6 protein-coding genes and 2 pseudogenes are annotated in these 16,704 nt (G+C 65.3%); 4 read left to right on the forward strand and 4 right to left on the reverse strand.

The features are described 5' to 3' along the window. Positions 1–8 precede the first annotated feature (8 nt). The 3 genes from J7E93_RS17255 to J7E93_RS17265 form a co-directional block, all read right to left on the reverse strand. Positions 9–284 (reverse strand): helix-turn-helix domain-containing protein, encoded by a 276-nt coding sequence (locus J7E93_RS17255; RefSeq protein WP_215070330.1) that lies wholly within the window; start codon positions 282–284, stop codon positions 9–11. Positions 285–368: 84 nt separating this feature from the next. Further along, a complete protein-coding gene (locus J7E93_RS17260; protein ID WP_215070332.1) occupies positions 369–863 on the reverse strand; it encodes a hypothetical protein in 495 nt (164 codons plus the stop codon). A 477-nt stretch (positions 864–1,340) separates the two neighbouring features. After that, the gene (locus J7E93_RS17265; RefSeq protein WP_215070334.1) at positions 1,341–3,086 is read right to left on the reverse strand and encodes a VCBS repeat-containing protein; all 1,746 of its coding nucleotides are present in this window, start codon (positions 3,084–3,086) and stop codon (positions 1,341–1,343) included. A 1,199-nt stretch (positions 3,087–4,285) separates the two neighbouring features. Between J7E93_RS17265 and J7E93_RS17270 the strand changes: the two genes are divergently transcribed. From J7E93_RS17270 to J7E93_RS17285, 4 genes and pseudogenes are all read left to right on the forward strand, one after another. Further along, entirely contained in the window at positions 4,286–7,756 is a 3,471-nt protein-coding gene (locus tag J7E93_RS17270) for a LamG-like jellyroll fold domain-containing protein (protein WP_308368690.1), read from the forward strand. A gap of 145 nt (positions 7,757–7,901) precedes the next feature. After that, positions 7,902–14,327, forward strand: a complete 6,426-nt coding sequence (locus J7E93_RS17275; protein WP_215070336.1) for an RHS repeat-associated core domain-containing protein — start codon at positions 7,902–7,904, stop codon at positions 14,325–14,327. Beyond that, positions 14,300–14,695, forward strand: a complete 396-nt coding sequence (locus J7E93_RS17280) for a hypothetical protein (RefSeq protein WP_215070338.1) — start codon at positions 14,300–14,302, stop codon at positions 14,693–14,695. The genes J7E93_RS17275 and J7E93_RS17280 overlap by 28 nt, the downstream gene beginning before the upstream one ends. Before the next feature lie 431 nt (positions 14,696–15,126). Beyond that, positions 15,127–16,203: pseudogene (locus J7E93_RS17285) on the forward strand (transposase); the annotation flags it as partial. Between the two features lie 170 nt (positions 16,204–16,373). Here the strand turns inward: J7E93_RS17285 and J7E93_RS37140 are convergent. Next, a pseudogene (locus J7E93_RS37140) lies at positions 16,374–16,557 on the reverse strand (transposase); the annotation flags it as partial. Positions 16,558–16,704: the final 147 nt, after the last annotated feature.

Raw genomic sequence — 16,704 nt, forward strand, 5'->3', positions numbered from 1 at the left:
AACAGCTCCTACGGCGCCGCAGCGTCGGCGAAGCGCTGGACGGTGCGCCAGGTCATGCCGAGCTGGCGTTGGATCGAACGGCGGCTGTGGCCGGCTTCCAGCAGGGCGTGGATGGCGGCGTGCCGGGCCCGGGTCTGGTCGGCGAACCGGTGGCCGGTCGGCCACCGCGAGTCGGCCGTCTCCTCCTCGGAGGCCGGTTCAGGCCCGTCCGCGCCCGTCTCGGGGACAAGGACGCGCAGGCAGCCGCCCCAGCGACGCGCATCGCCAACCAGCGAGCCCGGCAAGGTCCCTGCTCCGGAGGGAAATGCCCTGGGCGATGCCGGCCGCGGTGCCGCGTTCCCGGGGGACGGACGGGGGTCAGGTGCGGATCAAAGGTTCATCTGCCTGTCGGCGAACGTCAAGGCGCTGTCCTGGTCGGGTGCCTCGCGTATCGTCCACTGGGTTCCCCGTACCTGGGACCTCAGTGGTTCTTCGATGTCGAGAGCGTCGAACGGACGCGCCCACGTGACCGCGATGGCATGCCGGTGCTCGAGAGGGAAGTCGTTGCGGTAGGCATACGGTCCGGTGACGCGGCCCAGGAGGTAATTCTTGGAGCCGCTCATGGGCACGTAGAGCACATCTCCCTCGCCGACCTCGTGCATGATCTTCCACAGCTCGGCTGCGTACTTCTTGGCGGCGCCCGCCGTGATGAGCTTCTGGTCCTGCTCGCGGCGCATGTAGGTGAACCGCCGGGCCATGGACGTGCGGTCCTTCTCGTTCGAGACGTCACCCAGCTCGTGATAATCGAACAAGGCCATCCCGTACGCGGTGAATTGATCGGCGTAGCAGCTGCCTCTTCCGGCCATGACGATCCAGGCAGTCAACGAGCGTTCCCCCTCCGACACGGGAGAAAGACACCGTCACGCCCCAGCGCGAAGGCAACCAACTCCCCATTGGAACCGGATGTTACAGGTTCGGCGAGTCGCCCGGCCGGTGAGCAGGGACCGCTGGAACAGCTTCTGGCTTGGGGGTCAGTCTCGGGGCCCTGGAGAGGTGGAGAGAAGCACAGGTGACGCGAGTAGGGACCTGTCCGCGTGCGGGGAAAGTTCGACCGGGCTGGTGAGTGCAGGGGCGCAACTGCAACCGGAGCCGTCTCGGGAGGTGTGGGTCGGCTCAGAACCGCCCAGGCGATCTGCCCCGCGTTGCCGGTTCCATGTAAGACATCCGGGGCCCTGCCGAGCAGCCCCTTTGGGCAGGCTCCGGTCGCGTCAGATGCGGTTGCGGGTTGCGTTGCTCGGGTTGCGGCGGGGAGTTGCGGTGGTGGTGTGCCCCGGGCCGGGTGTTCCGGGGCACAGGCGGGGTCAGAGGACGCTGTTGTAGATGTTCCAGCCGGTGCCGATCTGGGTGCGGGCGGCGTAGGGGGCGGTGGGGTTGCCGGTGCCCTTGTAGAGCCACAGTGCGCCGGATGTGTCGCGGGCGATGGCGTCGGCCTTGCCGTCGTTGGTGAGGTCACCGGAGAGGGTGAGCTGGTTGTAGATGTTCCATCCGGTGCCGGCCTTGATGCGGGCGGCGTAGGGGGCGGTGGGGTTGCCGGTGCCCTTGTAGAGCCAGAGTGCGCCGGTGGTGTCGCGGGCGAGGAGGTCGGCCGTGCCGTCGCCGCTGAGGTCGGTTCCGGCGGCGACCTGGTTGTAGATGTTCCAGCCCGTGCCGGCCTTGATGCGGGCCGTGAAGCGGGCGCCGGTGGTGAGATTGCCGGTGCCGGGGTAGAGCCAGAGAACGCCGGCGTTGTCGCGGGCGAGGAGGTCCATGTGGCCGTCGCGGTTGACGTCGCCGGCGCCGGTGAGCTGGTTGTAGATGTTCCATCCGGTACCGGCCTTGACGCGGGCCGCGTAGGGCTCGCCGTTGTAGAGGTTCTGCCGGTGGTGGTACCAGAGGGTGCCGGAGGCGTCCCTGGTGATGAGATCGCCGCGCCCGCGCATGGCTTCCGCGGGAACGAGGTCCTGGTACTGGAGGTCTTCGGCCAGCGGGGAGAGCCGGGTGAGGGCGTTGTATGTCTGCCAGGTACCGCCGAGCGGACGCCGTTCCATAAAAGGCCGGTCGGCGTTGCCGCTGCCCGCGTAGAGGTACAGGCTGCCGGTGGTGTCGCGGCCGAGGATGGCGTGCTTCGGATGGACGGGTGCTCCGGATACGGCGAACGGACCCACGCTTTCCACATGGTCGGCGGGGATGCCGGCCGAGTAGATGCTGTGCTGGACGACGGTCTCCAGTTTGAACGTGCTGGCAGCGGGCGGGGCGGTGAGGCGGTAGCCGATGGTGTGGTCGCCCGGTTCGAGCGTGCACCGCACGCTGTGCCAGCTGGAGGAGATCTGCGGGTTCAGCGTCACGCACGAGGCGCCGGGGCCCGACGTCAGCTCGCTGAGCATGATCCGGTCTCCGCGGGTGGCGACCTGGCCGTCCGCCTGGTCGAAGCGGACGTGGATCCTGCCGCCGTCGGGGGCGTGCAGCCGCGTCTCGTGCCATGCGGATTTCCCGGCGGCGACGTCCTGCAGCGTGAACCCCACCGTGTTGCGCTCGGCGTGTTCCCGCGTCTTGACGACCGCCTTCGAGGCGCCGTGCGTCGTGCCCGCAGGCCTGGCGTTCGCGCTGAGCGCGGCTTCTATGCCCGCGGAGAGGTCACCGCCCTGCGGCACGTACGCGTATCCCCGGTACACCGTGGTCATGTCCGCGGCGTCTCGGGTCGCGAGGAACGTCGGGGGCCGCTGAAAGTCGGGGCCTGTCCGGCAGATGAAGACGGCGTTGTAGCCGGCGGCCTTCTCGCACGGGTTGTGCTGCATGACGAAGCTCGCGGGCAGTCCCGCACTCGACTCCGCGCCGGTCAGTGGCTCGGCGGAGAAGGCGAGCACCAGCTTCCCGCCGACGGCTGACGTCGTGCCGCTCATGCCCACGGCCGTGTCCCAGTAGCTCGCCGGCGGCAGTATCACGTCCTGCGGCACCACCTTGAAGACGTCCTCGGCCACCGCTGGGGTGCCGACGGCCACGATCCCCGCGACCGCCAGCAGCCCGGCCACCCCGCTCAGCGCCGAAACCCGGCGCACACGCCTGCTCAATGAAGATTCCTCCAGGCCATGACGGCATCCCGGTTCATGGCATCGTGATCTGTGCTGACGCAGCGTGAGACGGCACTACGGCCAGACGGCCCCCACCCGCGGGCGGCACCGACTCCCACACCACCCCCAGGGAAGCTGTGTCGGCGCGTCGAGAATGCGCGTGCCCCCACCCCTGGTGCGCGACTCTATCCACTGAACACCGAAGTCTGCGAAAGGGTATGCAGGTTGTGGTGTCGACTTGGGCGACTTGGCCCGCACTGCGCCATGCCTTCGGACGACCACGGGTTTGGTCGGGCAGGGAATTCCTTACCCAATCCGGGCTTCACCCGCGCCGTCTCGCAATCGCTTCCAAGGACTTGACCATCCCCGCTTCGCCTTCGCTCGTGAGCTGTGCCGGTGTCCGTGGGGGCGAGCAGGAAAGGCGCTGACATGGCGCTCGCGGCTCGAGGGGACCACGGTCACCGCGTATGCATGCGATGCGCTGGTGAGGTTCTGTCAGATCGCCTTCGATGCTGCCGAAGCGCGGGCTCGCGGACCCGAGTCAGGGATGCCCGTTGCGTGCGATGTGCAACGACACTGACGCTATGGGGAAGTTTCGATGCAAGCTCGCCTGTTTTCGCTGGTCAGCGTCATTTACGGACCTAGACCTGGAGTTTGATGGGAGCTAGGCTCATGGTTGCTGTTCACGAGTCCTTCACGTCTGTGCGGGGTCTGGGGCAGCAGGGGGTCTGAGAGCGTGAGGCAAAGGGGGAGTGGGGGAACGCCGTCCGTCGACGGCGGCCATGACGAGGGTTGGTTCCAAGGCGCGAGCGACCCCAGGCGATGAAGCGTTTCCTCCCGATGGGCTCGCCCGGAACGGCCCGCTCGCGTGCCAGGCGATTCCGAGGCGCGTGAAGCCCTTCCTCGCATGGGTTGAGTCAGCGCTGACGGAAGACCTTCACTTATGGGCTGACGACGCCTGGCTCCTGCGCGCCCCCGCTTCCACAGATGAAAGCCTCCCGTGCCGCGATGCGCGGCTGGAGCGGCCCTCTCCGTCAGTACCAAAGATTCTGGAATGTGAGTATCACGTGATCAAACATGGGCGCCCCAGGGGAGCGGCGCGTGGGGGGATTGCTGCAGCGGGAGCGCTGCTGGCCTTGACGGGTGTTTCCCTGACTCCCCTCCCGGCCTCCGCGTCTTCACCGGCCGACGATGTCGAAGTGCCCGCCCCTCTGGACAGCCAGCCGGCCTCCGAAGAGGCCAAGGGCAAGGCGTTCTGGCAGGACGACGTCCTGCCGGCGCCAACGGCCGAGCAGTTGGCGTCCAAGAAGGCTGTCGCCGAGGGCCGCAGTGTGGAGGTCGCCTCTCTCACCAGCGAGACCAATCGGGTACTGGCCAACAGCGACGGCACCTTCACGCTCGAGTCTTCTCCCGTTGCTGAGCGGGTGCGGAGAAACGGTGCGTGGACCGCGATCGACACGGCGCTGGTCCAGCGCGCGGACGGGCGGCTGACGCCTAAAGCAGCGCAGGATGTCGTTCTGTCGGGCGGTGGTGATGCCCCGCTGGCGACCATCACCCGGGACGGCAAGACATTCGAGCTCGGCGCGCCATGGAAGCTTCCCGCTCCTCGCATAGCCGGAGCTTCGGCCGTCTACGAGTCAGTGCGGCCTGACGTCGACCTGGTGGTGCAGATCCGTCCGGACGGATTCACCCACAACCTGGTTGTCCACACACGCGAGGCAGCGACCGACCCTGCTCTCAAGGCCATCAAGTTCCCCGTCAAGACCAACGGGCTGGCTGTCAAGACATCCAGGCATGGTGCCGTGTCGTTGACCGACAGCACCAACCGGCCGGTCTTCTCGAGCAGCGCGGCGCTCATGTGGGACTCCGCATCCGACGCAGCTCCCGCGCAGACCAGCATGCGCTTGTCTGCAGCTGCCGCGCCCGCAGAGACCCAAGAGGAACCGGACCTTCCGGAACCGGGCTCGCATACGGCGATCGCCCAGGTGACCGCGTCGGACCAAATGCTGGAGGTGGCGCCGGACCAGGCGTTCCTCACCGCTCCTGATACGTCCTACCCCGTGGTGATCGACCCGCCTGCCGCAACCGCCACCTTGACCGGGTGGACGACTCTGTGGTCTAACGCTCCCAAGACGAGCTTCTGGAAGACGTCACATTCCCTCGGTGTGGGATACGACGCCTGGGTGGACAACAAGAAGTCGCGGTCGCTGTTCCAGTTCGACACGCGGGCCGTCGCCGGAAAGAAGATCCTCGACGCGCAGTTCACGGCCTACGAGATCTGGTCCGCGAACTGCACGCCCAAGACCGTCAACCTGTACCAGACGTCAGCGATCTCGGCAGCGACCACCTTCGATTCGACCGTGACCTGGAAGTACATTACGAACAGGTCGGTCGCCAAGGGCTATTCGGCGAACTGCCCCGACGGCGATGTGGAGTTCAACGCCACAGCAGCTGTAATCAGTACCGCTGGCGCCCAGCAGGCCACCACAACTCTGGGCCTGAAGGCCGACGAAGCCGATCCGATCGCCTGGAAGCAGTTCCTGTCGCCGGCGGATCCCCAGGCCACGACCTCGCGCAAGCCCCGCTTGTCCATCACCTACGTCTCGAAGCTCGACGATGCTCCGAAGTTCGTGAAGATGGCGGACCCCAATATCGCCTGCTCGGCATCGTCCAGCCCAGCCCTCATCCGTGACGCCACGCCCCGGTTGACAGCAACGCCCGTGTCCGACGACGGAGCTCAGGCAAGCCTGCGACCCGTCTTCGACCTGTATGACCGGTCGGACAACAACAAGAAGGTGACGCTGCGCCCCGCTGAGTGGAAGCCGTCAGGCCAGCCGGGCGAGGTGACCACGGCGGCCCTCGTCTCGGGGCATTCGTACGTCTTCTACGCGATGAGTGAGTACCGGTATACGTTCAACGGGATCACGACCATCATGGGGGGCGGTCCGGCCCACGCCGGCTGCTACTTCAAGGTCGATGCGACGGCGCCGCCCAAGCCGACAGTGTCATCCACCGTCTACGCGCCGTGCGCCGGGACCACATGTGAATCTGACCCGCAGGCGGGCGGTGTGGGGATGCCAGGAGAGTTCCTCATCACGGCCAACGCCACGGATGTCCGGCGGTACGACATCTGGCTCAACGGCCAGCTTGTCGAAAGCAAGACGTTCACCGCGAACTCCAGCTCATACAAGAGAGACATCGCCCCCGACAAGCGCCTGACCAACATCCTGCGGGTCCAGACTTTCGACGGAGCGGGCAATCCGAGCGCGGCGACCGATTACTTCTTCAATGTCGCTCGAGGAAGCGACCCGGTGGCAGCGTGGACGTTCGACGAGAACAGCGGCACCACTGCGGCAGACGCGACAGGGACCCATGCGTTGACGCTCAACCAGGGCACGTGGAACGACAAGGCCCGGCTCGGGTCCGGAGTCGATGACGCCTCGTCGACGACCTACGCGACCACAGCCGGACCTGTTCTCGACACCACCAAGAGCTTCACGGTGGCCGCCTGGGTCAAGCTGGAAGCCAAGCAGCAGACTACTGTCCTGACACAGATGGGCACGACGGTCGGGGCTTTCCAGCTCTACTATTCCTCCGGCTACGACCGATGGATCTTCAACCGGTACGCGGCGGACGCGCTCGATACACAGACCACCATCGCGCGTGCCGTGTCTCAGCGTCCCCCGGTGCTCGGCGCGTGGACCCACGTGATGGGCGTGTATGACGCGCAGGCTGCGAAGATCCGCCTCTATGTCAACGGCGTCGCCAACGCCGAGGCGAGTTTTACGACTCCTTGGCCGGCGAACGGAGCCTTCGAGGTCGGCCGGTGGGGCAACCCTCAGCTTTGGGGTGATGTCGACCATGTCCAGCTGTGGAACCGGGCCTTGTTCCCCAGCGAGCTGTCACCTGTCGTCAACGCTGAGAACCCCGACACGGGACACACCAGGGCTGCGCTGCTGGCCCAGTGGCTGATGGATGAACCTGAGGGCGCACTGGCCGCGGCTGACTCCTCCGGCAGGAACAACACGCTCTCCCTCGACGGTGGGCTCGGGTTTCTGTCGACCGGCGACAACGGTCACGCCAACGTCTTGCTGATGGACGAAACCCTCGGAGCCCACGGCACCGCCAACGTTCCCTTCGATGCGAACGGCAGCTTCACCCTCGTCGGCTGGACCGACCTCAGCCACTACCCCACCCTTGAATACACCGAGTTCGCGCACAGCCCGACCGTCTTCTCCCTTCCGGGCACCAAGAGCGACGCCCTGCGGGTCTGGTACCGGCAGGAAAAGGGCCAGGCGACTGGCACCTGGAACTTCGGCCTGTTCAGCGCTGACAGCCTCAACGCACCCGGCAATGTATCCACCCACTCTCTCGAACGCCCCTCGGGATGGGTGCATGTCACAGCCGTCTACAACGCTCCCGAGAAGTCCCTGAAGTTCTACCTGTCGGGGAAGCGACTGGGAGCTCAGGCGGGCAGCTTGGTCACTAACGGTGCGTTCCAGCCGACCGGCCCGCTCAACATCGGTCGCGGCCGTCGCGCGGACACCGGCGAGTTCGGCAACCACCTGCCCGGCCTCCTCGACGACCTGCGCGTCTACGCCGGAGTCCTTTCCGAACAGGAGATCACGCAGCTGGCCACGGTCGAAGAGCCGCCCGTCCCGATCGAGTAGCCAGTCCGCATCCTCTCCACCTCGATTCATCCCGTGGGGTGTGCCGCACGTCGGCACACCCCACCTTCCAGATTGAGAGACCCACGTGTCCGGCACGAGATCAGTGCTGTCCGCATGGTCCTGGCACAGAGCGCCGCGCCGCCGTATGGCAGCCATCGCACTGCCGGTGACCACCGCGATCGTCACCACCCTGCTGGGAGTAGCACCCGTTCAGGAATTCGAACGCGATCACTCCCCGCTACAGAAAGCCAACTTCGGCAAGGCAGAGGCCTTCCAGCCGAAGATGAAGAACCTTCCAGACCCGGCCCGCGCAGCCGAAACCAAGACCCGCCAGCGAGCCAGCGCCAAGACACTCTGGCCCACCGCCGCAACGGCCCGCGTCACGCTGCCTTCCCCTGCTGGCGCACAGGCTCAGGCTGAGGGAACTCCGGTAAAGCTGGCCAAGACCAGCCCCATCAAGACGGCCAGGGCCGGCAGCCCGAAGTCCACGCCCATTGCCCCCGTGCAAGCAGATGTGCGCATCCTGGACCGCGCATCCACGGCGAAGCTGGGCATCGACGGTGTCGTCCTCAGCGTCGCCCGAGCCGACGGCAAGACCACCCCGTCGCAGATGGACGTCACGCTCGACTACAAGGGATTCGCCAACGCCTACAGCGGCAACTGGTCCTCGCGCCTGCGCATGGTCCAACTCCCCGCCTGCGCCCTGACGACTCCCGACAAGCCTGCCTGCCGCGCGACCAAATCGGTGGCCTCCACCAACGACACCAAGGACCAGACCGTCACCGCCAAGGTGACCACGCCCAAGACATCCCAGGCCGCGAGCGCCTTCACGGTTCTGGCACTGTCCGCCGGCACGACCTCCGACCAGGGCTCATACGAAGCCACCCCCCTCTCCCCGTCGGCGACATGGGCCGGTGGCGGATCCAACGGTGACTTCACCTGGTCCTACCCGATGGACGTCGTCCCCGCGCCCGCAGGCCCCGCGCCGGGCCCGTCGATCAGCTACTCGGCGCAGAGCGTGGACGGCCGCACCTCCTCCACCAGCGCCCAGCCGTCCTGGGTCGGCGAGGGCTTCGACCTGGCCACCTCCTACGTCGAGCGCTCCTACGGCAGCTGCGACGACGACGGCCAGGAGGGCAAGGCCGACCAGTGCTGGCGCGAGGACAACGCCTCGATCGTCTTGAACGGCAAGTCCAGCAGCCTCGTCAAGGACCAGACCTCCGGCGAATGGCACCTGCAGGGCGACGACGGAGAGCGCGTCGTCCGGGGGACGGGCGCCGTCAACACCGACGACGGAGACGCCGCGGACAAGGGCGAGTTCTGGACCGTCACCACGACCGACGGCACTCAGTACGTGTTCGGCAAGAACCAGCTTCCCGGCTGGGCCATCGGCAAGCCCGAGACGAACTCCGTCTGGACTGTCCCCGTCTTCGGTGACGACTCCGGTGAACCCGGGTACTCAGCCGGTACCAGCTTCTCAGCCCGCGCCAAGAACCAGGCATGGCGGTGGAACCTCGACTACGTCGTCGACCCCCACGGCAACGTCATGACCTACTGGTACGACAAGGAGCTCAACTCCTACGCCAAGAACGGCACCACCGGCAACGGCACCGAATACACCCGCGCCGGCCACCTCAAGCGCATTGACTACGGCCAGCGCACCAACACCATCTTCTCCACCACCCAGCCCGCCGCGGCACGAGTCAAGTTCACCGTCCAGGAACGCTGCATCCCCGTCCCCGGCGGAGAACCCTGCACCAACCTGACCACCACGAACAAGACCGCCTGGCCCGACGTCCCCTTCGACCAGATCTGCAAGAAGGACACCGTCTGTACCGACCAGCCGGCACCCTCCTTCTTCTCCCGCAAGCGCCTGACCGACATCACCACCCAGGTCTACAAGGGAACCGGAACCGGCGCGGACACCGACTACCGCGACGTCAACAACTGGCACCTGGAGCACTCCTTCCCCGACCCCGGCGACGGCTCCAACGCCGCCCTGTGGCTCAAGTCCATCCAGCACACCGGCAAGTCCACCTCCGGCAGCGGCACCGCCATCAGCCTTTCGGCAGTCACGTTCGGCGGAATCCAGCTCCACAACCGTGTCGACAAGACCGGCGACGACATCCCGCCGTTCATCAAGTGGCGTGTCCGCACCGTCAAATCCGAGACCGGCTCGGTCCTCAGCGTCAACTACTCCGACCCCGAGTGCATCGCGGACACAAACGTCCCGACCGCGCTCGACAAGAACACCAAGCGCTGTTACCCGGTCAAGTGGATCCCACCGTCCAATCCCACCCCCGGCACCGACCCTCAGCCGCGTACGGACTGGTTCCACAAATACGTCGTCACCCAGGTCATTGAATCCGACCCGACAGGAGGCACCCCCGGATCCGTCACCACCTACGAATACGACCCCGCCGGCGGCGCCTGGGCCTACGACGACCAGTCCCCGATCACCCCGGACAAGTACCGCACCTGGGGCACCTGGCGCGGCTACCAGAAGGTCACCACCCTCACCGGCGAAGCAGCAGGCATCCGCTCCAAGAACGTCACCCTCTACTACCGCGGCATGCACGGCGACAAACAAATCGGCACCACCGCTACCCGCAACGAGACCCTCACGGACTCCAAGGGCGCCACGGTGACCGACGAGGAACAGTACGCCGGACAGCCGCGCGAGCAGATCACCTACAACGGCACCACCGGCGCCGAAATCTCCGGCACGGTCACCACCCCCTGGTCCCACAACACCGCCACGGACACTCACACATACGGAACCGTCCGTGCCCATATCGTCCGCACTGCAACGCAGACCAAGCGAGTCCCCATTCCGGGTGGGACGGACATCACCGCAACCACCACCACGAAGTACGACGCCAAGAGCGGCCAGCCACTGACCGTGGAGACGGAGGGCGGCGGCGAAAAAGACTGCACCACCACCGAGTACGCCACCAACGAGACCGCCTGGATCCTCAGTCTTCCCAAGCGTGTCGAGAAGCTCTCCATCGGCTGCGCAGCCACCCCTAACCGCACAGGTGACCCTGCAACCACAGACGTCGTCTCGGACACCCGCATTTCTTATGACAACCAGGCATGGGGGGCTGCACCGACCAAGGGAGACGCCACAGCATCCCAGCGCGTCACCGGCTACGACAGTAATGGCACGCCTCAGCTCCAGACAGTGATCACTGCCGCCTACGACACCCTCGGCCGCACCACCGACCAGTGGGACACCAACGGAACACGCGCCAAGCACACCGAATACACCCCCGCAGCCAGCGGGCCCCTCACCGCAACCAAAGTGATCAACGCCCTCGGACACACCGTCACCACAGAGATCTACCCCGACTGGGCCGTCAACAAGGCCAGCATCGATCCCAACAACAAGCGCACCGAGATGGCTTACGACCCGCTCGGCCGCCTCACCGATGTCTGGTTCGCCGACCGCAACCGCGCCACGCAGACACCCAGCAAGAAGATCGAGTACAAGGTTCAGCAGAGCGAAGCCTCCTGGGTCGCCACCAAAACCCTCAACAATGACGGCACCACATATCAGACCGCTTACACCATCTACGACGCCCTACTGCGTCCCCGCCAGACACAATCACCAGCCGCAGTCGGCGGCGGTCGTGTCATTTCGGAGACCAAGTACGACACTCGTGGCCTCGAAGTTGAGACGGCGGCCGGCTATATCGACACCACCGCGCCCACCGGGAAGCTCGCCACACTCCTGACAGCCGCACCCGTCGGCACGCAGAAGGTCTACGACGGCGCTGGCCGTCCCACCTCTGAGATCAACCTCGCCCTAGGCAGGGAACACTCGCGCACCTCCACCACCTACGAGGGAAACTCCACCACGGTAGAGCCTCCCACCGGCGCCTCCGCCGTTCAGGAGAAGGTCGACAGTCGCGGCCTGCTCTCCGAGAAGCGCGAATACGACGGCAACAAGGCCACCGGCGCATACACCACACTCACCTACACCCACGGTCGCGGCGATCAGCTCACCGAGGTCAGGGACAGCGCCGGCAACAAGTGGAGCTACACGTACGACTTCCTCGGCCGCAAGATAAGTGCGACAGACCCTGACTCCGGCACCTCCAAGACCGACTACAACAACCTCGACGAGGTCAGCGTCACCGAAGACGCCAGAGGCAACATCCTCAGCTATACCTACGATCTGATCGGCCGCATTACCGGGAAGCTCAGCGGTGTCATCCCAGTAGTCGACGGAAAACCGGTCATCGACGACTCCAAGTACCTCGCGCGCTGGTCCTACGACAGTATCGCCGTCGGACGTCCCACCTCCACCATCCGCTATGACGGCGGAAAGAACGGCAAGGTCTACGCCGTCACCAACGCCGCCTACGACCCGCTCTACCGCGTGCTGAAAGAGCAATACACGATTAGCACCTCCGAAGGGGCAATCGCCGGAACCGGCGTCTACACCATCACCAACGCCTACAACCTCGACGGCACCCTCCAACGACGCACCATCCCCGCGATGGGAGGACTCGCACAAGAGGTCCTGGTCTACGGCTATAACGACCAGCGCCTGCCCACCACCCTCCAAGGCTTGACCGGCATCGTCCAGAGCACGGCCTACCTGCCCGCAGGCGAACGCATCCGCACCACCCTCGGAGTCTCCTCCACCGCCAAGTGGACTGACATCAGCAACTCCTACGAGGACGGCACCAAGCGACTCGCCCGCCAGACCGTCGTCTCGGAATCCCACACAGCAACTGACGCCGACACCTACTACCGTTACGACGCCGCAGGTAACCCGCTTGAGATCGAAGACAAGTCCACCGCCCCCAGCGACCGTCAATGCTTCACCTACGACGGCCACCGCAGACTGAGAACCGGCTGGACTGCAACCAGCGACTGCACCACCACCCCAAGCAGCAGCAACGTCGGAGGCCGCGCCCCGTACTGGACATCATTCACGTACGACGCCGCAGGCAACCGTGAGACGGTGACCGATCACCTAACGGCAGGTGGCCCGGCAACGACCACCTACAGCTACGACGCCAAGACCACAACAGGCACTAAGCGCCCGCACCTGCTCACGGCAACGGTCACACCGCCTGAGGATGTGACGAACCCGACCACTAAGTACACCTACGACGACTCCGGAAACACCCGCACCCGCACCATCGGGAGCAAGACACAGACACTCGACTGGGGCCCGGAGAATAACCTCGCCAAGGTCACTGAAGCGGACAGCAGCGAGACCACGTTCCTCAACGATGCAGAAGGCAACCGCCTGATCCGCCGTGACAAGAACGGCTCTACCCTCTACCTCGGCGAAACTGAACTCCGCCTCAACAAGGCAACCGGAACGGTGTCAGCCAGCCGCTACTACAGCCACGCCGGTCAGACCGTAGCCCTCCGCACCCCCGAGTCCCTCACTTGGCTGAGCGGTGACCATAACGGCACAGCTAACCTGCAGATCGACGCAGCAACTCAGACGCTGATCCGCCGGCACACCCAGCCATTCGGCGAAGACCGCGGCGCTCAGCCCACCAGCTGGTCTGGGGAGAAGGGCTTCATCGGTGGAACCAAGGACCCCACCGGGCTTACCCACCTCGGCGCTCGCGAATACGACACGGTCACAGGCCGTTTCATTAGTGCCGACCCCATAGCGGACCTCAAAGACCCCCAACAGGTCAACGGATATGCATACAGCAACAATAATCCTGTCACCTTCTCCGACCCCGACGGTAAATGGCTTGATATTCTGGCTCGCGCCATCCTGGTGAGATCACTCCTGGTTCTCGCTGCAGGGATAGAAGATGCCGTCAGGGGATCAGCCAGCTCGGGGAGCGGGTCGTCACCCTACGGCACGGGAAATTACGGGAGTGGCGGAACCGGAACAAATTGTGGTGCCACCTACCCGGCATACAAGCCCGGCTGCTACACAAACACAGAGCCCGAGGACAAGCGAGCTTTGGGAAGCAATAAAGACTTCCTCGGTGGCTTTGGACACAACCTTGCCGCGACAGGCGAATTCATGACGAACTTCAGCCCCGTGTGCTGGATTGAGGATTGCAGCGGGGGTACGAAGCAGTATGACGACTTCGTCACCGAAAAAGGCTTGGATAAAAACACCAAGGCTTGGGATGCTGGTAACGCGGCTGCGGAAATAGCTGGCTGGCTCAGTTTTGCTAGCGCTCTCAGGTCTTTCGCTAAGAAGCTACTCAAGGGTGCGGCCTCTCCGAAGGCCTCCGTGCCTGCGCCGCCCGTGAAGTTGATCGATGGGTGGCTTCCAGAGACCGCTGTCCAGAAGGTCCCGGAAGGCTTCGGGCCGATGAAGCCGACCAAGAAGGGTATCGGCTTCCGGTTCCCTGGACCCAAACAGGACGGGATTCGAATCGACAAGGGGAACCCGGATAATCCGCAGGTGCTTCAACAAGTACACCACGTGGTGATCAACTCGGGTGGTAAGATAATCGGGCGTGATGGCAATCCAATCAAGGGTGCCATTAATCAGAGTGAGCATAATGCCTATATGGCGCATATTCCGCTGGAGGATTGGCTGAAGTGGAAGAGCTGGAATTCTCCGACATGAGTGGCGAGAACGTAGAGTTTCCGGAGGCTCGAATTCAGGTTGTGAGTGCCCTGCGCTCCCTGGCCGACAAGCAACACCAGATTCGCGTGTGGCGTGACGGCGTGCGTGAGCCGAATGACGCCTGGGATGATTTGACGATGGTCGTCAATATGCTATTCGACGACACGCGGGTCCTGGAGGATCCTGTGGCCAGTGTGGGGCAGGTGTTGCGCAATCATGCAGAAGCTGAGGCTCTACAGGGCCTAGCCAATTTGCTTGATTCATTGATCGCACAGTTGGGGGATTCTCCGGATTCTAGCTATTTGGAATCTCCGAGCTGGCCGGCAATTATTGAGGCAGCTAGGGCGGCACTGAACACAATGGCCTAGCCGCCTGCCGACGGCGATCTTCATGGCCTCAGGCGGCCCTCTCAATGCGAGGGCCGCCTGGCAGTCGAGCTGTTACACCGATTGCCACCGGCAGCGTCACACCAAAGGTGACCTCAAGCCTGCATGGTCCCCGGACTTGCTTGAGCCGGAAGCGCCGATCGGCGCACGAACCGGTTCTGTAAGGACCTCGCAGCGATTCTGCAGGATGCCCTGGATGGTGGCGAAGTCGCCGTGTGCCTTGCCTGCCTTCTCCGCCGGCCTACGCGCCAAGGGGACACCGCGGTCCGTCCCGACTGCCGAGGCCATCGACCGGATAGGCGCCGCGGCCGACTTCTGCCGCGACATGCGAGGCGTTGCCGATTCACCTACCCGCCGGCCCTCCCGCGGTCGTCCGCTCAGCAGGCGGGAGCAGTCTGCTGCAGCACGATGCCAAGGACCAGCACATCCCCGTCCCCGGCTGGCCCTACTCGATCATCTGCGCACTCGAGCCTGGTCGCAGCTCGTGGACCGCGCCGCTGGACGCCTTGCGTCTGGCGCCCGGGGACGATGCCGCCACCGTCACTGCCCGACAACTGCGCGAACTGCTGGAGCGATTGATCGCGGCAGGACAATGGCAGTCGGGCGACCCCGACATCCTCGTCGTTGCGGATGCCGGCTACGATGCACCCCGCCTCGCCTTCCTGCTGGGTGACCTCCCGGTCCAGGTGTTGGCCCGGATGCGCTCGGACCGAGTCCTGCGCCGGGCCGTCGCGTCCCGACAGCCGCACACCATGGGCCGTCCGCCCCGGCACGGAAGCGAGTTCGTCTTCGGGCAGCCCGACACCTGGGGCACCCCGGACACCGAAACCGTCACCGACACACGTCTCTACGGAACCGCCACCGCCCGCTCCTGGAACCGGCTCCACCCCAAGCTGGCCCACCGCTCCTCCTGGGCCGCGGCCGACGGCACCCTCCCCATCGTCGAGGGAACGGTGATCCGCCTTGACATCGACCACCTGCCCAGCGGAGCAACCCCCAAGCCCGTCTGGCTGTGGTGGTCCAGCACCGACGCCACCCCGGCAGACGCCGACCGCCTGTGGCAGGCATACCTGCGGCGCTTCGACATCGAGCACACCTTCCGCCTGTTCAAACAGACCCTCGGCTGGACGTCCCCGAAGATCCGCACCCCCGAGGCAGCCGACCGGTGGACCTGGCTCATCCTCGCCGCCTACACCCAGCTTCGTCTCGCACGGCAGCTCGCAGCCGACCGGCGTCACCCCTGGGAGAAACCAAGCCCTCCAAACAGGCTCACCCCCGCCCGCGTCCGCCGCGACTTCCGGCACATCCGCCCGCCGGCCGCATGCCCGGCCCAAGCACCAAAATCTTCCCGGCCCGGGCCCGGACGACCAGCAGGCCGCAAGAACACCCGGCCCACCCCACGCCACGACGTGCACACACCCCGCAAAACACAGCTGGCCAAACAACGAACGAAGAAGTCAACGACCCCACGACCCCGCCGCACAGGTTAAAGATCAAGTTAACTGATCGTTTCAGAAGGCCGCTCTGCCGAGATCCGACGGCCCCATGGAACGACCCCTCCTGGCGGGGGCTCAATCGTCAAGCGTAGTAAGTGGGTGCGGCGCCCTGGATGCGCCGTAGGCGCTCCTGGATCGTTGCGAGCCGTCATCCGCGTCCGGCGGGCTGTGCGGCCGGTCGCCAGTGCGGGCGACGATCGAGTACGGCCAGCTGGGCACCATCTGGTGTTTGCCCAGGCCCCGGCCGAAGGTGTGGCAGAACGACCGGTCCAAGCCGGTGTCGGCGTCGGGCCGGAGCCACGGTGAGATGTCCACCGCGAGCATGAGGCGGCCGTCGGCTGCCGCAGGCCGTCGACCTGCTGCCCGAGTGCTCCTTGGTCCGAATCGCGAGCTTGGGGCCGAGGGTGACGTCGGTGATGCCGAGTTCCTCGCGGAGTCCCCTATGCTCGCGAGGCAGTTGGTATGAACAGTTCATTTAGCCTCCCGGTTTCACTT

The organism is Streptomyces sp. ISL-36 (genome assembly GCF_018614205.1).
Lineage (GTDB): Bacteria > Actinomycetota > Actinomycetes > Streptomycetales > Streptomycetaceae > Streptomyces.

Bases quoted from the DNA above. Each gene is read 5' to 3' on its own strand.
- J7E93_RS17275 (WP_215070336.1), top strand. From the start codon at position 7,902: ATGGCAGCCATCGCACTGCCGGTGACCACCGCGATCGTCACCACCCTG.